The sequence below is a fragment of the Actinoplanes sp. TFC3 genome (assembly GCF_001553785.1).
Lineage (GTDB): Bacteria > Actinomycetota > Actinomycetes > Mycobacteriales > Micromonosporaceae > Actinoplanes.
In genome coordinates this window covers 1055189-1073636 of record NZ_LOJP01000002.1, presented here as the reverse complement: position 1 = coordinate 1073636, position 18448 = coordinate 1055189, and the positions used below count along the sequence as shown (strand labels likewise).

Below are 18448 nucleotides of genomic sequence, written 5' to 3'. Positions count from 1 at the left end.
AGGTTGCGGGAATCAGAAGCGTGCCTCAGCAGGCTCCGTACCCACGGGCCGCGGCAAGGCGCCTGCGTGGGGCGAGGCAGTCCCCGGGCCGGCGTAGGCCGGCGGCCAGGGCGCATGCCTTCGGCGACGACCGCCCTACCTGAACACCGCTTTGCCCGCACCGCACCTCAAGATCGATGACTGGTTTGGACGGACTCGCCGGACGGGGCCTGCTGCACCTATCGGTGCAGCAGGTCCCTTTCCGCCGGGAACGCTACCGCGCCACAGAGCCCACGAGGGCGGCGGAGCCGACACGCCGTTCAGGGCCGGCTATGGCAACCGCCGGTCGGCCAGGGCGCTTGCTTTCCGCTTCGGCGGGCTCTCACGACCGAATGCCGGGTCAGAGGTGCTCGGTGTAGAAGCGGTCCGGTCGTTCGGCGGCTGGTGCTTCGCCACTCTGAAACCGCGCTCGATGACCGGCCCCTCGTCAATCGACGTGCCCAGCGGAGTAGTGACGCCTACAGAGCGTGGCCTTCGGGCCGGGTGTGTGACGATGCATGGGTGCTGCGATCATTGCCGGTAGGCAACAACATTGCCGGTGGACACCAGCAGGGCGCGTGGTGGAAAGGTCGTCGTCAGCAGATGTGCGGTGAGTGAGGTGGAGCAGCACATCCCTGCGGGTGAGCCAGGGCGGCAAGGGCAGGCACCCATAGTGACCGGGGTAGTGTTCGACCAATTTGCTGGCTTGGTCTGCGCGGTGCTGCAGGTACCCGCCGCGGTGATCACGCTCGTGGAGACGGACCAGCAGGTGTTCGCGGGTGCGGTGGGCTTGCCGGAACCATGGCAGACACGCCGGCATACCCCGTTGACGCACTCGTTCTGCCAGTTGGTGACTGCTGCCGGTGAACCGCTGGTAGTCAGCGATGCCCGGCGTGATCCCCGGGTTGCTGACAGCTTGGCAATCACAGATCTGCAGGTCATCGGCTATGCCGGAATGCCAGTGCGGGATACCGGCGGGCAAGTGCTCGGAGTACTGGCCGCGATCGACAGCAGTCCGCATGAATGGACGGCACCGGAGTTGCAGATGCTGGCGCAGATCGCGGCAGTGTGCTCCGACAGTTTGCAGCAGCAGTTGGCCACCCACTCCGCGCAGACCGGTCAGGCGGTCGCGGAGATCCGGAAACAGGCCGCCGACGAGGTGGCCCAACGCAGCCGGTTGTTGCTCGAGGCCAGCGTGGCGCTGGCCGAAACCAGCACCGTCGCTGATGTGGTCGACAAGGTGCGATCGCTGGTTACCGGAACGCTGAACCCCGCCTATGTGGGAGTGTCACTGCTTAACACGGGCGGCCGGATCGAGCTGCGTTCAGGCGAGGCCTTGCCCGCTGGCATCGCCGAGCGATGGCACGACTACGCCAGTGACCGCTTGACGCCGACGGCGTTGGCCACCACAACCGGTATGCCGGTGCTGCTGCCCGATCTGGCAACAGTATCGGCGCTCACCCCGGACGCCGCGCTCACCTTCGCCGAGATGGGCTGGCAGTCCGCCGCCAGCAGCCCGCTGCCCGGGGCCAGCGGGCCGATCGGGGCACTGACATTCGTCTGGCAGCAGCCCTACACGCTGGATGCGGCCGAACAGGCGGTTCTGGCCGCGCTGGCCGGCTACGTTGCGCAGGCGCTGGTCCGGGCGCGGTATCTGAGTTCACGTGAACAAGTCGCCATGATGTTGCAACAGGCTCTGCTCACCGACCTGCCCGACACCCGCCCACTCGAGGTGGCAGCCCGGTACAAACCGGCCGTGCAGACCGAGCAGGTCGGCGGGGACTGGTACGACGTGGTGCGCCTGGACGCCGAGCTGGCATTGGTGATCGGCGATGTCACCGGCCACGACATGCACGCTGCAACTCAGATGGGCCAGCTGCGCAGCATGCTGCGTTCTCTCATCGCTGACCGGCACGAACCACCTTCGGCCCTGCTGCGCCGCTTGGACGCGGCAACTCTGCTGTTCGGCGACCGAATTCCGGCTACCGCGGTCCTGGCGTACTTACAACCCACGCCCGAAGGCGATTACCTGCTGAAATGGGCTAACGCTGGGCATCCGTCACCCATCCTGGTCCACCCCGATGGCACCGTCGAGCCGCTGACCGGGCATGATCCCTTACTCGGCGCGCTGCGGTTCGCGCCGCGTACGAGCCACACCCGGGTTCTGCCGCCTGAGTCCACTCTGCTGCTTTACACCGACGGGCTGGTCGAAACTCGCACCGAGGACATCGACATCCGCAAACAACACCTCCGGCAGGTACTGAGTCAGCTGCATCAGGCGCCGTTGCCGCAGTTGCTCGACCAGGTCATCGACCGCGTTGCGGGCAAGCAGCACGAAGACGACGTTGCGGTTCTGGCCGTACGTATCCCGCCACGGTAATCGAATCGCCGTCAGAACCGGCTCTTTGAACCGAATGGCCAAGGTGCCATACGAAGCCTGCACGAGGAGAGTCGCAGATGTAAGCCGTCGGAGCGTGGGTGCCCCGAGGGAGAGATCCGGCAGACTTCATGGTCCTCCTGGTACAGCGTTCGGCGTCGGTGCAACCACGGTTTGAGCGATCGCACTCCATCAGAGGTCCGGACCCCCTCCGGCCCGCGACTTCCTCATCAACCGCCGACCGTGCGCGACGGGCTGACGGGGAGCCGTCACGCGATATGACGCAGTTCGGCGTCGGCCCGATGCACACTTTCGCCGATGAGCGAGCCTTCGATCTTTGCACTTTGCGCCTGCTGCTGGCCGCTTAGCAATCGCACGCCACATGGGTGGTGGAACCTTCTCGTATGCCGTGCGTTGCCTACGGAGCAGCAGGGGTGAGCAGCGCTCTGATCACGTGCAGCTCGGTGGGTGCCAACAAGTCGGTCGCGTCGAACGTCGCGATCCACTCCCGTAGAGCGGGCATCCTGTCAGCCAATTGACGTTGCAGATCCTCCGCGCCTGTCGGCTCCTGCTGGTGCTCGCGCCAGTTGCCCTGGTCGGGGTCATAGACCCAGGCGTGCCCGGCGTGCGTCGCTGCGCCACGCCACCCGGCCGCGTAGTCATCGATGATGGCTTGGTCCGTCACGCCGGCGATGTGCAACAGCATCGCGGAGATCATGCCGGTGCGGTCGCGGCCTCCCGCGCAGTGCACGAGCACAGCCCCGTCTGCCCGGGCGACCGCGCGCAGAGCGGCGGAGATCCGGTCGGGGGCAAGCCGGGCATTATCGGCCCAGCAGCGCGGATGATCCAGGAACGGTCCGCAGACCTTGAGGAATTCGGTGTCGTCAGGGTCTTCGGTCGGCGCCGGCACGAAGCTCAGGCCGTGCAGCGACTCGGCGCTGATGATCGGATGTTCTGCTTGACGCTGCGTCTCAGCCGGTGCGTTCCGCAGATCTACCACCGTGCGCACGCCCGCCGCCTTCGCCGCAGCCCACCCGCAATCGGTCAGGTGCTCTGGCGCCGCTGAACGGAACACCCTCCCGGACGGCGTGCAGCCGCCGGCGCTCAACGCTCGACCACCTAGGTCGCGCACGTTCCGGCCACCCGGCCAGTGCAACACGTCCACCATCGCCCCCGCTAAAAGGACTTCCAGACCGTTCACCATGGTGCTTCCCCACGGGTAGTGCCAAATCGAGCCGAGTGCACGCCCATGCCGCGATCGGCGCAGGGCGGCCAGCGGTGCGCCGTAACTCCGAGTGATGCTCGCCGGGCAGCCCCGCACACGCTCGTGCCGATAAGCGCGTGCCCGGAATTGGGACGGCGGCTTGTTGGTCCGGTATCTCGGGTAACGCGATTCCATGGACGACGTCGAGCAGCCAAACGCCAAGCCACTCATGCTACGACCGTGGGTTCCGTGGCTTTCGGGCGCGGCCTTGGTCATATCGGTATGGGCATTCGTCGACAACGTGAACGACCGCGAATGGGTTTTGGCAGGGTGCTTCGGGGTCATGACTCTTGGCTTTATCGTCCAGATCATTGGACTGTTCTGGATCCGTCGCCGAGAGAACCGTAGTCCCTTAGAGGGCAGAGCTAACCCTCATCGTCTATGAGCGCGTGCACGCTGGATGAGCCCCGAGGAACCGAGGGGCCCGCGCGATCGGCGTCCCGTGTGCCACGGACATCCGGATTTGCCGCTGATGGCGCGCCTCGACTGACGTTTTCGTGTGCCACCGCCTGCTATTTATATCGATTAATATGGATAGTCTGGAGCGGTCATAGCGAGGGAGTATGCCGTGGAGCTGCGACTGCGCCTGTCCGGCAGGGCGCGGGATTTCATCGAGCAGGTAGTGCACGAGATGGTCGTGCGGTTCCCGATCACTCGGGACGAGGCGGTGGGCCGGGTGAACCACGCTTGGGGGCATCTCGACTACCTGGGCGACGAGGACCTGATCTTCCACGAGCCGCCGGACGACTGGGCCCGCACCATCTACTACGGCAAGGACTCGCGCTGGTGGCAGGGAGAGGACGGGCTCGAGCCATTGCCGTACGGGCCGGATGCCTGAGATGCGCATCTATCCGTTGAACTGACGGAGACGTTCTCTGCGAAACCCGCACGAAGCACTCATCTGCCGCCGACCGCGCGCGGCGGCTCGCGGTGAGCCGTCACTCGGCGTGATGCAGGTCGAGGGTCCTCCACCCAAGCGCATTCCGCCTGCACGATGCTCTGCGACCCAACGGTCGATTGGTCTGTACCGAAGAAGACCGACCGTGCCATGGCATTCATGTGGTCGACCCTGACTCGTGGTGGGGTCAGCCTTACGAAGCCGGACCGCCCACGTCCGCGCATCGCGAGCCGATGCGTGGAGCCGCACTCCACCGCCGCGCGGATACGGCCGGGCCTCAACAGCCCCTGACCGCACTCGATCAGCTGATCGAGGTCGATGCGATTCGCCATCATCGACCGAAGTTTTGATCGGCTGGCTGTCCTTGCGGGTGAACAAGTAATCCGAGTCGGTCCAGGTCATGTTGCCGGGGTGCTGGCGGTTGGCGTCGCGGCGCCTACATTCCCGCCTGAACCCGGCTGTGCGCACCCGGCGCCCCTGGTCTGCTCCGCGCCGGTGTTCGTCCGTGGTGTGGATGAGGCGGCGGTGGGCAAACGCGTGGTGTGAACGAGGTGCTTAGTGAGCGGTGGCTGGCCGAGGCGGTCGACCTGCTGGTGCGGTTGGTCGAGGTGGCCGGCGCGGTCATCATCTTCGCCGGGGCGATGGTGGCGTTCGTCCGGTTCGTCGTCGCCGGCCTGCGGACGCGCCGGACGCAGAGTTTCGTGCCGGTGCGGCTGGGGCTGGGCCGGTTCCTCGCGCTCGGGTTGGAGTTCCAGTTGGCCTCGGACATTTTGCGGACTGCGATCGCGCCGACGTTGCGGGAGATCGCGGAGTTGGCTGCGGTCGCGGCGATCCGTACGGCGCTGAACTATTTTCTCGGCCGGGAGATCAAGGAAGAGCGTGCCGAACTCGCCCGTGTGCGCGACGGTGACGGGGGCGACCCGGCCGACTCCTCACCGGCGGGTCCGTTGCGGTGAGCACGCTGGTGTCCTACGCCGCGCTGATCTGTGTGGTGGCGGGCCTTGTCGCCGGGCTGGTTGCGTTGCTGGCCGTCCGCGACCCCCGGCTGGCTCTGCGGATCGCGCTCGATCTGTGGCTGGCCGCAGGGCTGCTGCGCCTGGCCCAGCCGCCGTCGTGGCAGTCGCTGCTGGCCGCAGCGGCCATTGTCGCGATCCGTCAGCTCGTCACCCGTACGCTCACTGCCGGCAGCAGCGGTGAAGCGGTGAGCGACACACACCCCCGCGCAGGCCGGTAGAAGCTGCCGCCCATGGAAAGGGCCGCCCGGCAGCGCTGGCGCTGCCCGCTGCGGCCGGCATGGACCTGACGTCGTCGGCGGTCAGGGCAAGGGCATTGGCAGCGGCCGCGTCTCAGCCGGCGATGGTGAATGCTGAGCTGGTGTGGAGGAGATCAAAACGTCGAGGACGCCGGTGACCTGCAAGACGTGGCGCACGGTCGGGCGTAGACGGCTCAGCACGAGCCGGTGACCGGCTGTTTCTGCTTTCGCGCGGGCTTGGAGCAGAGCCGCGATACCGGCGGAGGCCAGGAAGGTGATGCCGTCCATGTCGCAGACGACCCGACCGAGGCCGGCGTTGTCGGCGGCGGCCAGCAGGTGTGTCAGGTGATCGGCGTTGTCCATGTCGACCTCGCCGGCTAGGGCAATACACACCGTGGTGTCGTCTTGGCCGAGGAGGTCGCACCGTAGGTGGGAGTGGGGGCAGCAGTGCGGGAGCTGTACCGAAGCCATGAAACTGCCTTCGCGGTTCGTCCGGCGCCGTGCCCTGGTCGCTGAAGGCCGCCGCCGATCGGCCAACAGCGTCGCACCGGGAATCGATGCCTGACCAGACGTTGCCGGTGTGAAACATATCCGGGCGAGAACAGGAATAGAGGGGGTCGGCCGTGCTCGGCGCATGGCTCGCGGCGGTCTGACAACCCCTGTCGCGAAAGCCTGAATCAGCAGGGCGGGGAACCTGCGGGCGAGGATGAGAGCGCCGTAGGCGCTGTGCAGTTCTCCGCCCCGGAGACCGCCCGCCGGCCGATCACCTGCTCACCTCTTGACGGCTGCCGGTACGCCGCGACGATCGCCGCAGCCAGCTCGGCACCCGTTCACCAGGTCAGGTCACCGCCGTTGGCCAGGTCATCGGCGATCGCGGCCACCGTCGAATCGGTTGCGTAGGCTTTCGCCCGCAGCATGGCCATGGCGTCCGGGGCGCTGACCTGGTAGCGGTCGCGGATCATGCCGACCGCGGTGCTCACGTTCGTCGGCGGTAACGTGCCGGTCGTGCCGCTGACACGCTGCGCCGCGAGGACGGCGAGGGCGCGCGCGACGGTCAGCAAGTCCGCCAGGTCTTCCGCGGTGTGGGAGTGCGGCTGGCGGTGATATGCCGAGAACAGGCCGATGCGGGTGGAACCTGAGTACATCGGTAGGACGGCCAGCGCGCGCATCGGCAGATCGGCGACTCGCCGGGTGGTCAGCGGCCAACGGCGGCTTTCGGTTCGCACGTCCGGCACGAGGATTGGTACGCCGGATACAGCCACGTCCGGTCCGGCGCCTTCCCAAGCACTGAATTGCACCTCCGCCACGGCCTTGAAGACGCTGTCGGTAGCTGCCAGCGGAACCCGGGTATGGGAGTTGGTCATCAGCGATGCGCCGCACCCATCCACCCTGCCGGTGCGTACCAGGGCGGTGCAGAGAAGAAGTTCCGGCGTGGCCTCCCCGACCAGATCTGCTGGTCCGGTGGGTCGCGGGTCGTCCCCGGGTATGCCGTTCAACACCGGCTCCTCGGCTCTACCGGCTCGCCTGGCCGGGCAGTTCGCCGGTGTCGACCAGGTATCGGGCTATCTCGGCAAGCTTGATGTTGGCCTTCTGGCTTGTGCGGACGAGCACGTGGAACGCCCGGTCGCCAGTGATCTTGTGGCGTTCCATCAGGATGCCCTTGGCTTGGCCGATCAAGTCACGCGCGGAGATCGCCGCGGACAGCTGATGCTCCTTCCGGGCGTCGGCCATCGCGATCGCGGCGTGCGCGGCCAGCAGCAGGCCGACGTTTTCCGATTCGTCGTCGAACGCGTCGGCCTTGGCCGAGTACAGGTTCAGGGCGCCAAGGTCGTCTTGCTGCACGTACAGCTGGAAGGACAGCATGCTGCGCACTCCGAGCTTCAATGCGCGGCGGGTGAAGTCCGGCCACTGCGTCTCGGTGCTCATATCGGCCAGCCGTACGGTCCGCTTCTCGTAGACCGCGTCCAGGCACGGGCCTTGCCCCGTGTCGTACTGGGCTTGGTCGACCTGGCAGACCAGATCGTCGGTGGCGGCCGGGGTACTCACCTCGCGTCGCCGTTCCACCGTGGTCAGTCCGGCGTACTCGGCTCCGGGCACGGTGTGCAGCGCAGCGTCTGCGATGGCGTCCAGGGTGTCGCCGAGACTGTCCTCGCTCTGCAGCGTCCGAGCGACGTCGCTCAACGTCCGCGCCAGTCCGTCATTGCGAGCCTGACCTGCGTAGCTGCTCGACGGCTGCCCCTGACCCCCGCGGCTGGCACGCTCGGACCCCACCATGACATCCTCCCAGCAACAGCACGGCTCCCGACGGACATTGCTTGCCGCCCGGAAACTTGACCGGACCGGCGTCGCGAACACCAGTCCAGTGTCGCTCCCCATTTTCCCCCGAACCTAAGACTCATGTACCTACGGGCTGGGTGAAAACATCGCGGGTGGCAGCGACTTTTCGGACACGCCGTGACGTGGCTGTAGGAGGGATTCGCTGACTGGCGGACTACGCCGGCCATCGGCTCTGGAACCTGGCCACCAGGCGGCGGAACCGCTCGTCCTGCCTATCCCTTGCCGACGTCGCCGAGTTCCGGCTTCTCCCATGGCTCGTCGAGTCCGGCCGCCCCCGGGAAGACCTGCCGGTCGGCCTCGACCAGGCTGACCACCGCCACCGGAACGTTCATCACGCGCCGGACCATCGCCGCGAACCGGTCGAAAGCTGGATCTCCCGTAGCGCTTGAGCCGGTGTAACCGAGGGCGGCGAGCCGGCATCCGTCCGGCGTCCGCGGAGGGCTGTCAGCGCTGCTCACGCCCGCCACCACCGGTGGTCCGCGGGCATCGTGCGACCGTTCGCCTGCACCTGGGCCTAATACTGCAACGGCAGTCGGCAGGCGAGACGTCTTCATGATCGGCTCGTTGGGCATGGTGTGACGGATGTCGATGTTGCGCAGTGGTCGGCGGAGCTGGACCGGTTGCATGCCCGGATTGCGTGTCGTTTCACCAGGTCGGAGCCGCGGCGGCGGGCCCGGCAGTACCTGGCCGGGCTGGTCGCGGGTTTGGAACGGACCAACGGTTGGACGGTGGCTGAGCAGGCCGGTGACGTCTCGCCGGACGGGATGCAACGGCTGTTGCGGTGGGCGGATTGGGACGTCGACGCCGTGCGAGACGACATCCGCGACTATGTGATCGAGCACCTCGGCGACTCGAACGGCGTGCTGATCATCGATGACACCGGGTTCCTCAAGAAAGGCGTCAAGTCCGCCGGGGTGGCCCGGCAGTACTCCGGGACCGCTGGGCGGGTCGAGAACTGCCAGGTAGGTGTGTTCATGGCCTACCGCTCCGGCCGAGGCCATGCGTTGATCGACCGGCAGCTCTATCTTCCCCAGGCCTGGACCGATGACCGTGAACGGTGCCGGGGCGCCGGGATCCCGGACGAGGTGGAGTTCGCGTCGAAGGTGCAGATGGCTCGCACCATGCTGGCCAGGGTGTTCGCCGCCGGGGTGCCAGCCGGGTGGGTCACGATGGACGAGGCCTACGGCCAGTCGAAATCGTTGCGGGTCTTCATGGAGGAGCACGACCAGCCGCACGTGGTCGCGACCCGCCGCAACGATGACGTGGTCACCACGAGGATGGGCCACGCCCGAGTCGACGAGCTGATCGCGTCACTAACCGGCCGTGCCTGGTCACGGATTTCCGCGGGTGCCGGGGCTCACGGACCTCGCGAGTACCTGTGGGCGCGGGTGCCGATCCGGGTGTTCTGGCGGCCCGGACGCGGCCATTGGCTTCTCGCCCGGCGCAACATGAGCACCGGTGAGCTGGCCTATTACGTCTGTTACGGACCTCGGAAAAGCCGGTTGATGGACCTGGCCCGGATCGCCGGCAGCCGGTGGGCGGTCGAGGAATGCTTCCAGCAGGCCAAGAACACCGCCGGCCTGGACGAGTACCAGGTTCGTGACTGGCGGGCCTGGTATGCCCACATCACTTTGTCCATGGCCGCTCACGCCTGGCTCGTCGTCGCCAGAACCCTTGCGATAAAAGGGGAACCCGCGCCGGCGACGACATGATGATCGGCTACACCGTACCCGAGATCCGCCGCCTGCTCGCCGCACTGTCCGTCCGCTGCCACCAGCCGAAACACCACGTCTGGTGGTGGTCACGCTGGCGCCGCAGACGCCAGCACCAAGCCCGCCTCAGCCACTACAAACGCCGAGGCTACGCACTCCGATGAATGCCGTTGCAGTACTAAGCCCACACGACTGGATCCTTGCTCAACAACAACCATTTCCTGGCGGTGCACGCAGCGTCGAGGCCACTTCCCGCTCCGGCGGCGCCCCTACGTTTACCTGTCATGATGTCGGGCAGATAGCGGGATTGTGCAGGAGATTGGCGACACGGTGGAACTGCTGCGGCGTCCGTTCCGCAACGGCGACCCCGCCATGCCGATCCGGCACAGCGCCCGTACGACCCTGCAGGAGTCGACGGCCGCCGCCGAAGCGGAGTGGCTCGACGACGTGCTGATCGTGATCAGCGAGCTGGTTCAGAACGTGAGCCAGCACACCACTGGCGAAGGCGAGCTGATCATCAGCGTTGCCACCGGCATCGTGCTGGTGGAGGTGGGCGACACCAGCATCACCGTCCCGCACACCCGCCATCCCGAGGCTCACCGCGCCGGGGGTCGAGGCTTGCTGCTGATCGAGGCAATGTCTCGCCGCTGGGGTGTACGGACCTGCCCCGCCGGGAAGGTCGTCTGGGTCGAGCTGGCCGCGGTCGTCGATCCCCACCACCTCAGCGCAGCGTAACCACGCGATAGCTGGCGGCTGGCCGCTGACGCCACAGCGGTGCCCGCACCTGCGGCATGCCGGGCAGGGTGTCTGGTTGAATCGGCTCCGCCCCGGCACCGGAGCGGGCAGGGAAGAGGGACACGGTGAGTACGCTCGAGGCGGTGCGGCAGTTGATCCGCCAGGGCTACCGTGCCCGTCCCGAGGATCTTGCCGACATGGCCATGCAGGCCGCCCCGCTGCTCGGCGTATCTGCCCTGGTCATCTACGTGGTCGACCACCAGCAGCGGTTACTGCTGCCGCTGCTCGGTGACCGGTCGCCGGACAGCGCCACAACGACAATCGACGGCACCCTGGCGGGTCGGGCCTTCAGCACTCTCCTACCCGTGCGTTGCGAGCCGGAGGCCGGCGAGGAAGGGGTATGGGTTCCGCTGCTCGACGGCAGTGAGCGGATGGGTGTCCTGCAGGTCACCGCGGGCCAGCCGCTGACCGACGAGGCTGTCGCCGACTGCGCCACCGTCGCCGCCTTGGTGGGGGAGTTGGTCGTGACCGGTGACCTCTACAGCGACACCATTGAACGACGGCGCCGCCGCGAGCCGATGAAGTTGGCTGCCGAGATGTTGCGTGGCCAGCTGCCCCCGCTGACGTTTGCCACCAGTCGCACGGTGATCGCCGGCATCCTGGAACCTTGCTATGACGTCGGCGGTGACGCCTTCGACTACGCCGTCAACGACGACACCGCCCACCTGGCCCTGTTCGACGCGGTGGGGCACGGCTCGGCCGGCGGGATGCGTACCGTTGTGCTGGCGTGCATCGCGATCGCGGCCTACCGCAACGCCCGCCGTACCGGCCTGGATCTCGTCGCCACCTACCGTCACATCGACCAGGCGATCAGAGCCCACGACCGCAACGGCATGATCACCGCGGTCCTGGCCGAACTCGATCAGCGCAGCGGCGTCCTGGAGGTGATCTCCGCCGGTCATCCCAGTGGCATCGTGCTGCGGGGCGGGCGCGTGGTCATGGTGCTGCCCACCCCGACTGCTCTGCCGGTTCCCTACGGCGACCGGCGCGTTCCGGTCGTCATCGAGCATGCCCTCGAACCCGGCGATCAGGTGTTGCTCTACACCGACGGGATCGTTGAGGCCCGTGACCGCGACGGCAACCCGTTCGGGGTCGACCGGCTCATCGCCTTTGCTCAGAGGGCTCTCGCCGCTGACCTGCCCGCTGCTGAAACCGCCCGCCGGCTCGTGCACGCCATCCTCGAGTACCAGGACGATCGCCTCCAGGACGATGCCACCGTCCTGCTGCTGCACTGGCTCGGCCCGATCGGAGCAGATCTTTCAGTGGCCCGTGCGGCGCAGCAAACGGACGAAAGTCTTGAGGTCGAACACTGAGATCCGAGGCGCTGGAAACTGTCGTACGCGGCGGGGGATGCGAAATTGCGCCCAGACATGTTTGTGCCCCGAGGTGAGGTACCACCCGGTGTCGGTCGCCAACTCTTGGACGATGTGGAGTCCTCGGCCACCGATCTGGGACGTCTGCGGCTCGTGGAGTCGCGGGGGGACGGACGGCATTTCATCGGCGACATCGACGACGAAGACCGTAGCGGAGCGGCTCAACCGCACTACCGCCTCGGACTGGCCGTGTCTCAGGGCATTGGTGGTCAGCTCCGTGGCGACGATCGACATGTGCTCTGCCAGGTCGTCGAGCCGCGGGCTGGGCGGCAGTAACTGCCCATCGATGGCCTGCCGAAGAGAAGCACGCATCGCCCGTAATTCTGTGTAGTCGGCCACCGCCCATTGCTGCACCGCCGCCGCAGGCGGTGGCGGCCCCGATCGCAAGCTGACCATGTCTCTCGTTTACCCAGGCGCCACCTACCTCACCCCGATGCGGGCTGTGCATCATGGCAGCGCGCCCGCGGGCGTAGGGAGATGGCGCGGCCCCATCGGCCCGAAGGCCGGTCAGGCCATAATGAATGCTGCCGGAAAGCAGTCCCGGACGTCGGGTCGGAACCGTGTCGGCTTTGCGGTCGTGGTTGTGAGGAGAAGGGAACGGGCCGGTGATCGGTGATGGCGGCCTGCGGACGGGGACGCGGTTCGACGGAACGCCAGAAGTGCCGGCAGACGTACGGCAGGGCGACGTAGCCGTTCTGCTGATCGAGGATGATCCGGCCGACGTGCTGCTCACCCGTGAGCATCTGGTGGACAGCGGGATCACCGGCCGCTTCGATCAGGCCGGCAGCTTGGCCGAGGCGCTGTCGGTGCTCACGCTGCCCGACTGCGTCCTGCTGGATCTGCATCTGCCGGACGGTCGGGGGCTGGACGCGTTGCGCCGGGTCCTGGACCGGTGGCCGGAAACCGCTGTGGTCGTGCTGACCGGCCTTGATGACGCCACCATGGGCGCCGCGGCCGTTGCCGCGGGAGCCCAGGATTACCTCGTCAAGGGCCACGTCGACGGGCTCCTTCTCGGCCGCACCATCGAGTACGCGATTCATCGGCGGCGTGCCCACAGCGCCGAGCGGCAACTGCGGGAGAGCCGGCTGCAGACGCGTGAGAACGATCGGCTCCAACGCGGGCTGTTGCCGACCCCGTTGACCACCGACGCGGCTTTGACAGTAGTGAGCAGGTATGTGCCGGGGCGAGGACGCTCCCTGCTCGGCGGCGACTTCTTCGACCTCGTGCAGGACGATGACGGCGCGGTCCACGCCGTGATCGGTGACGTCTGCGGTAACGGCCCGGATGAGGCCGCGATCGGTGTGGGCCTGCGCGTCGGTTGGCGCACCCTGACCTTGGCCGGCGTCGGCAAGGCCATCCGGATGCGGCTGCTCGAACGGGTCCTGGTCGCCGAACGGCCCCACGACGGCATGTTCGCCACCGCCTGCACCATCCGCGTCGATCCCGACCGGTCCCGCGTGGTCGTTGTCAGCGCCGGGCACCCCGCACCCCTGATCATCACCCCCGGCCACGCACAGCCCGCACCCATCCGTCACCACCTGGCACTGGGAATGTTCCCCGGCCGCGGCCGCTGGCAGGAGGAATCGGTCGTCGACCTTCCCGCGGGCGCTGGGTTGTTGCTGTTCACCGACGGCGTCTACGAAGGGTTCAGCGACGACGGCACCCGCCTGGGCGAACAACGCTTCGTCGAACTCGCCACCCGGCTGAGCACGATCACTGACCCGGGCGAATACGTCAGCGCGTTGCTGGCTGAGGTCCAGCGCGGCGACGACGGCCGCCACAGCGACGACACCGCCCTGCTGTATCTGACCTGGCTTTCCCCGTAGCCTCCCGCGGTTGCCACGCTCGCTTGCGGGGGCCTGTCACCCGGATCGGTGCCTGACCGTGCTTCTAGCCGGCGTGAACCCCAGCCGCGCCCCCACTGGACGCGGTGGCCGCTTACCGTCTGCTCGCCTTCTCCGCTGGATCGCCGGACGCTGCAGAGGATCTCGGGGAGGTGATCGGCCTTCCACCCCGCCACGGTCGGAGGTGCCAGGGTCAAAGCCTTTTGCCGGGAGAACCAGCACAGCATTGTTCGAGTTCGGCGGGTCATTTGGGATTTGTTCCAGGAAACCTTGGACAAGGCTCGACTTTCCCACCAGATTGGGCCGGTCTGGTTTAGCGAGGCAGCGAGGGAATGCCTGCAGGAACTTCCATGCACCGGTGGGCAAAAGGTGAAGTAATAGTTCGATGATGCGGTATCGAGCGTGGAAGACTGGTGCAGTTCGTGCTGGACCTCTCGACTGGAAAAGGTGCCGTATGTCGGATCCGGATACTCCTGAGGCGCGTGGTGGGGCATCGGCGGTGGCTCCCGCTGGGGCTCCCTCAACTGGTCAAAGCGGGCTCGATCAGCGGCGCGTCCTGGGGGCGGCTGTGCAGTTCATCGACGAGAACGGGTTGCGCGCGTTGACGATGCAACGCCTCGGTAGGTATCTCGGCGTTGAGGGCATGGCCCTCTATCGTTATGTTCCCGGCAGGGAGGCGCTCCTCGACGGTGTCGTAGAGACGGTCGTTGACGAGTTGTTCGGTGATCCTGATGTGCACCTGGAGGGCCATGCCGGCTGGGTGGATTATCTGCAGCGTCTGGCTCACGGTCTCCGCCGGATCGCGTTAGCGCATCCTGAGGTGTTTCCGCTGGTGGCAACCCGGCCGCCAGCGGCGCCATGGGTACGCCCGCCCCTGCGCAGCCTGCGCTGGATCGAGTCGTTGCTGGAGGTGATGACCGGTGCGGGCTTCTCCGATGAGGATGCCGCCGCCGCATATCGGGCCTTCAGTAGCTTCTTGCTCGGCTATCTGCTGCTGGAGGTCTCCGCCCGCGGCGTAGAGACCGGTCCTGTCGAGGAACCGGATACCTCACCGCTGGAGGACCTGACTCCTTATCCGGTCTTACAGCGCCTCGAGGCGCATCTGTCCATCGATGTCGCCGCTCAGGACTTCGAGGAAGCCTTGGAAGCACTGCTCGACCGGGTGGCGCTACTGCTGCCGCGCCGGCGGCGCCCAGCCCGGCTGACCGCTGAACAGTGACGGCACGCAGTGGGTAAACGATGCATAATCTTCGTTGTTTACGTCATAAACTCGGCGGGCACAGGGTTGAGGAGTGCAGAGGTGTCATCGGCCGATAAAAGATTCTCGTTTATTGGCCGATGATATCCATGCTTCCAGTAGCGGTCTACTTTGGTCGCGCGCCACCCCCCCCATATGGAGAGGATCCGTCGTGATTACCCAGAACGACATTGCCCGACTGTCCGACGCCGACGTGTACGACTCCGACGGTGACAAGATCGGCTCGGTGGGCCAGATCTACCTGGACAACAACACCGGTGACCCGGAGTGGGTGTCGGTCCGCACCGGCCTGTTCGGCACCAAAGAGACCTTCGTTCCGCTTCGGCAGGCTCGGGTGTCTGACGACCGGATCACGGTGGCGTTCGACAAGGAAAAGGTCAAGGACGCCCCGCAGATCGACGCCGACGGTCAACTCAGCGAGGCCGACGAGGACCAGCTTTACGCCTACTACGGGTTCTCCTCAACCGACGGCAACCTGACCACTGATGACGGCACCTTCCAAGCCACCGGTACCTACCAGGCCGGCAACGCCGCTATCGGTGATCGCGGCAACACCGGGTACGCGTCGGGCAACGATGACGATGCGATGACCCGGTCGGAGGAGCGGCTGGTTGCCGGCACCCGCACCCAGGAGGTTGGCAAAGCGCGGCTGCGTAAGTACGTAGTTACCGAGCAGCAGCAGGTGAGCGTGCCGGTCTCGCATGAAGAGGTCCGTCTGGAGCGTGAGCCGATCACCGACGCCAACCGCGGGGACGCTTACGACGGCGCCGAGATCACTGAGGCTGAGCACGAGGTCACCCTGCGGGCCGAGCGTCCGGTGGTGGAAACCGAGACGGTGCCGGTCGAGCGGGTCCGGCTGGGTAAGGAGACCGTCCGCGACGAGGAAACTGTGAGCGGTGAGGTCCGCAAGGAGCAGATCGAGTTCGAGGGCCCGGACGGCCAGAATCGCCGCTAGATCTCGACATGCTTTGCCCCGGCACCTCACCTTGCACGACGGGTGAGGTGCCGGACTCGTCAAGGTGGCCGGACCTCAGCGTCATCGTCGAAGATCCGGACGTGTTCGGCGCTCTAGGTGTGCTGTCCGGGGACGTTGGTCAATCGGGTGATGGGTGGTAGGCCGCCGGTGGCGGTGTGGGGCCGGTGGTGGTTGTAATGGTGCAGGAAGGCGGGTAGGGCTTTCCTGCGGGCCTGTTCGCTGTTGTAGAAGCGGGCGTAGGCCCAGCCGTCGTTGAGGGTGCGGTGGAAGCGTTCGACCTTGCCGTTGGTCTGGGGCCGGTAGGGCCGGGTCTTTTTCGGCCGGATACCGAGTTCGGTGCAGGCGTCGCGCCAGGCGTAGGACTTATATGCCGATCCGTTGTCCGACAACACGCGTTCGACGGTGACGCCGCGCTGGGCGAACCAAGCGACGGCGTTGCGTAGTACGCCGATCGCGGTGGCGGCTTTCTCATCGGTGTGGATTTCGGCGTAGGCGACGCGGGAGTGGTCGTCGATGACGGTGTGCACGAACGCGGTACCCACCTGAGGTGTGTAGATCTTGCTGCGGGCTCCGGTGCGTCGGGCGGTCGCTTCCCGGTTGCGGCGGCCTTGGAGGGGGCCGAGGTAGCGCCAGCCGCCGCCGTCGGGGATGTTGCCGTATTTGGTGACGTCCACGTGCAGCATCGCGCCGGGCCGGTCGTGTTCGTAACGGCGGATCGGTTCGCCGGTAACGCGGTCTATGTGGGAGAGCCGGTTGAGTCGGCAGCGGGTCAGCACCGCATGAACAGTGGACGCCGGCATGCCGAGACGGCCCCCGATCTGGACCGGGCCGAGTCGCTGTTTCCACCGTAGATGCACGATCTTGCGCACCGTGGGACGTGGCGTGCGGGCCGGGCTGTGGTGCGGCCGTGACGAGCGGTCCTGCATGCCCTCAGCACCCTGCTCGCGGTAGCGGTCCGCCCAGCGTTTCGCGGTCCGCCAGGACACGTCGTAGCGTTCCGCCGCTCGTGCGGGTGACCAGCCCTGTTCCACGACCAGACGCGCCAGCCGCAATCGGGCACGCGGGGTCAACGCGGCATTAGCGTGGGACATGAAGGCCTCCTGCTAGCGGAAGTGGTTCCTCGACAGCTCCACTCCACAGCCGGAGGCCTTCACCCGTTCACGACATCAGACCTTGATCGTCAGATCGTGTCGTCACACAATCTCGACCAACCTCCCTGGACAGCACATCTAGGGCACCTCAGTGGACCTGACGGCGGCATCATCCATGAGGTCGTGCTGCCCGAGGAATGAGCGGTGGCCACCCAAGGAGATTGTCCCGGTGAAGCGGGTCCGGCTCTCCATCATGGTGAAGACCGAACAGCACTCGCTGTCGGGACAGGTTCGTGGGCCGGCACCAGAAACATGATGAAGGTCGTCGTCAAGACGATTTCGAACGGGCAGTTCCGTTCCACGTGGTCGCCATAAATGGACAGGTGGATGGTGGCCGGCGAGTCCTGTGCCCGTAAGACACCAGTTCAGAAGAATCTCGGCGCTTACCCATTTGCTACAGCCGTTCATCGACGATAAATAGGTACGGCTCCTATCCCGTCCGGATAGGAGCCGTACCTGTTCAGGTCAGCGGGACAGTTTGACGCTGGAAGAAGGAACTGAGATGTAATGGCCTTGCTGGGTGAGCTGGTCGGCTCCTTCACCGGCGGTGAGACCGACGTTGGCCGCGAAGCTCTTATCCGCGGTCTTGACCGTGCCGGTGAAGGTGAGGACATCGCCCTGTTTGACCTTGTAGTCAGACTCTCCGTGAACTCCGGACAGCTGCACCCACAGGCGGTCGGTGGTGCTGGCACCTACCCAGAAACCTTCGTCGGCGGGCACGGACTGCACCTTTACGGCGTACCCCACAGCTTGCTCGCCGTCGTGTCCGCCCTGGCCGATGCTGGTCTGCGCGGCGAGTAGATCATCACCGCCGGCGGTGACCGTCCCCTCAGCGTTCGTGTCCCCGCCAGGCTGGCCAGAATTGGGAGCCGGCTCGGAAGGCGTTGCATCCGTGGTCGCGGTGCCAGTCGGAGAAGCCGAGCTGGTGGTGGACGATGCACCGGTTGGGGAACTCGGCTTGTCGTCGTTGCCGCATCGTGACAGCAGAAGCAAAAGCACGACAAGGGCGATCAGGCCGAGAAGAAGCGGCAATAGCAACTTGCGGCGATTCGGTTTACCCCCGACGGGAGTAGCGCCCGCAGGACGCGCCGCGGGACGATCAGGTGTTGACATGAACAGTCAATTCCCGGTGTCACATTGGTAAAACCATTTCTCCGTGCCGATCGCTTTTCTAACCATAAGGGGGATCTGTG

General features: G+C 66.3%; 18 protein-coding genes. 10 read left to right on the top strand and 8 right to left on the bottom strand.

Annotation, left to right across the window (positions count from 1 at the left end; translation table 11 throughout):
- Positions 1-577: 577 nt before the first annotated feature.
- A complete protein-coding gene (locus TFC3_RS32070) occupies positions 578-2398 on the top strand; it encodes a GAF domain-containing SpoIIE family protein phosphatase (RefSeq protein ID WP_236718616.1) in 1821 nt (606 codons plus the stop codon).
- Between the two features lie 415 nt (positions 2399-2813).
- Here the strand turns inward: TFC3_RS32070 and TFC3_RS36510 are convergent, their stop codons facing one another.
- Positions 2814-3599 (bottom strand): tyrosine-protein phosphatase, encoded by a 786-nt coding sequence (locus TFC3_RS36510; protein WP_161952713.1) that lies wholly within the window; start codon positions 3597-3599, stop codon positions 2814-2816.
- 628 nt (positions 3600-4227) lie between these two features.
- Between TFC3_RS36510 and TFC3_RS32060 the strand changes: the two genes are divergently transcribed.
- The 3 genes from TFC3_RS32060 (at position 4228) to TFC3_RS32050 (ending at position 5791) form a co-directional block, all read left to right on the top strand.
- Positions 4228-4497 (top strand): hypothetical protein, encoded by a 270-nt coding sequence (locus tag TFC3_RS32060; RefSeq protein ID WP_067509416.1) that lies wholly within the window; start codon positions 4228-4230, stop codon positions 4495-4497.
- Between the two features lie 602 nt (positions 4498-5099).
- A complete protein-coding gene (locus TFC3_RS32055) occupies positions 5100-5513 on the top strand; it encodes a DUF1622 domain-containing protein (protein ID WP_067509414.1) in 414 nt (137 codons plus the stop codon).
- Positions 5510-5791 (top strand): DUF1622 domain-containing protein, encoded by a 282-nt coding sequence (locus TFC3_RS32050; RefSeq protein ID WP_067509409.1) that lies wholly within the window; start codon positions 5510-5512, stop codon positions 5789-5791. Before TFC3_RS32055 ends, TFC3_RS32050 begins: the two co-directional genes overlap by 4 nt.
- 81 nt (positions 5792-5872) lie before the next feature.
- Here TFC3_RS32050 and TFC3_RS38330 read toward each other — a convergent pair whose 3' ends face one another.
- The 4 genes from TFC3_RS38330 to TFC3_RS40115 form a co-directional block, all read right to left on the bottom strand.
- Positions 5873-6280 carry an STAS domain-containing protein gene (locus tag TFC3_RS38330; RefSeq protein ID WP_255363814.1) on the bottom strand — a complete coding sequence of 136 codons (408 nt, stop codon included), beginning with the start codon at positions 6278-6280 and terminating at the stop codon, positions 5873-5875.
- A gap of 359 nt (positions 6281-6639) precedes the next feature.
- On the bottom strand, positions 6640-7308 hold the full coding sequence (locus TFC3_RS32040; protein ID WP_369819715.1) for a GAF domain-containing protein: 669 nt from the start codon (positions 7306-7308) through the stop codon (positions 6640-6642).
- Between the two features lie 13 nt (positions 7309-7321).
- Entirely contained in the window at positions 7322-7990 is a 669-nt protein-coding gene (locus TFC3_RS32035) for a GAF and ANTAR domain-containing protein (protein WP_201787291.1), read from the bottom strand.
- A 368-nt stretch (positions 7991-8358) separates the two neighbouring features.
- On the bottom strand, positions 8359-8481 hold the full coding sequence (locus tag TFC3_RS40115) for a hypothetical protein (protein ID WP_255363813.1): 123 nt from the start codon (positions 8479-8481) through the stop codon (positions 8359-8361).
- A gap of 240 nt (positions 8482-8721) precedes the next feature.
- Here TFC3_RS40115 and TFC3_RS32030 point away from each other — a divergent pair, with 240 nt between their 5' ends.
- The 3 genes from TFC3_RS32030 (at position 8722) to TFC3_RS32020 (ending at position 11966) form a co-directional block, all read left to right on the top strand.
- Entirely contained in the window at positions 8722-9858 is a 1137-nt protein-coding gene (locus TFC3_RS32030) for an IS701 family transposase (protein ID WP_067509405.1), read from the top strand.
- Positions 9859-10167: 309 nt separating this feature from the next.
- The gene (locus TFC3_RS32025; RefSeq protein ID WP_067509404.1) at positions 10168-10593 is read left to right on the top strand and encodes an ATP-binding protein; all 426 of its coding nucleotides are present in this window, start codon (positions 10168-10170) and stop codon (positions 10591-10593) included.
- A 125-nt stretch (positions 10594-10718) separates the two neighbouring features.
- A complete protein-coding gene (locus TFC3_RS32020; RefSeq protein ID WP_067509402.1) occupies positions 10719-11966 on the top strand; it encodes a PP2C family protein-serine/threonine phosphatase in 1248 nt (415 codons plus the stop codon).
- Here the strand turns inward: TFC3_RS32020 and TFC3_RS36500 are convergent.
- Positions 11913-12422 (bottom strand): ATP-binding protein, encoded by a 510-nt coding sequence (locus TFC3_RS36500; protein WP_082772649.1) that lies wholly within the window; start codon positions 12420-12422, stop codon positions 11913-11915. The two genes, TFC3_RS32020 and TFC3_RS36500, sit on opposite strands and share 54 nt — an antisense overlap.
- Before the next feature lie 263 nt (positions 12423-12685).
- On the opposite strand from TFC3_RS36500, the gene TFC3_RS32010 reads away from it, so the two are divergent.
- The 3 genes from TFC3_RS32010 (at position 12686) to TFC3_RS32000 (ending at position 16083) form a co-directional block, all read left to right on the top strand.
- Positions 12686-13852, top strand: a complete 1167-nt coding sequence (locus TFC3_RS32010; protein ID WP_082772701.1) for a PP2C family protein-serine/threonine phosphatase — start codon at positions 12686-12688, stop codon at positions 13850-13852.
- Between the two features lie 586 nt (positions 13853-14438).
- Entirely contained in the window at positions 14439-15089 is a 651-nt protein-coding gene (locus tag TFC3_RS32005) for a TetR/AcrR family transcriptional regulator C-terminal domain-containing protein (protein WP_067509397.1), read from the top strand.
- Positions 15090-15279: 190 nt separating this feature from the next.
- Positions 15280-16083, top strand: a complete 804-nt coding sequence (locus TFC3_RS32000; protein ID WP_067509394.1) for a DUF2382 domain-containing protein — start codon at positions 15280-15282, stop codon at positions 16081-16083.
- Positions 16084-16196: 113 nt separating this feature from the next.
- Here TFC3_RS32000 and TFC3_RS31995 read toward each other — a convergent pair whose 3' ends face one another.
- The gene (locus TFC3_RS31995; protein ID WP_067504610.1) at positions 16197-17195 is read right to left on the bottom strand and encodes an IS481 family transposase; all 999 of its coding nucleotides are present in this window, start codon (positions 17193-17195) and stop codon (positions 16197-16199) included.
- 525 nt (positions 17196-17720) lie between these two features.
- On the bottom strand, positions 17721-18368 hold the full coding sequence (locus TFC3_RS31990) for a hypothetical protein (RefSeq protein ID WP_153040564.1): 648 nt from the start codon (positions 18366-18368) through the stop codon (positions 17721-17723).
- Positions 18369-18448: the final 80 nt, after the last annotated feature.

What these genes read in the sequence shown, in the direction of transcription:
- TFC3_RS36500 (WP_082772649.1), bottom strand. Translation starts at nt 12,422, where the DNA reads ATGGTCAGCTTGCGATCGGGGCCGCCACCGCCTGCGGCGGCGGTGCAG.
- TFC3_RS36510 (WP_161952713.1), bottom strand. Translation starts at nt 3,599, where the DNA reads ATGGTGAACGGTCTGGAAGTCCTTTTAGCGGGGGCGATGGTGGACGTG.
- TFC3_RS31990 (WP_153040564.1), bottom strand. Translation starts at nt 18,368, where the DNA reads ATGTCAACACCTGATCGTCCCGCGGCGCGTCCTGCGGGCGCTACTCCC.
- TFC3_RS38330 (WP_255363814.1), bottom strand. Translation starts at nt 6,280, where the DNA reads ATGGCTTCGGTACAGCTCCCGCACTGCTGCCCCCACTCCCACCTACGG.
- TFC3_RS31995 (WP_067504610.1), bottom strand. Translation starts at nt 17,195, where the DNA reads ATGTCCCACGCTAATGCCGCGTTGACCCCGCGTGCCCGATTGCGGCTG.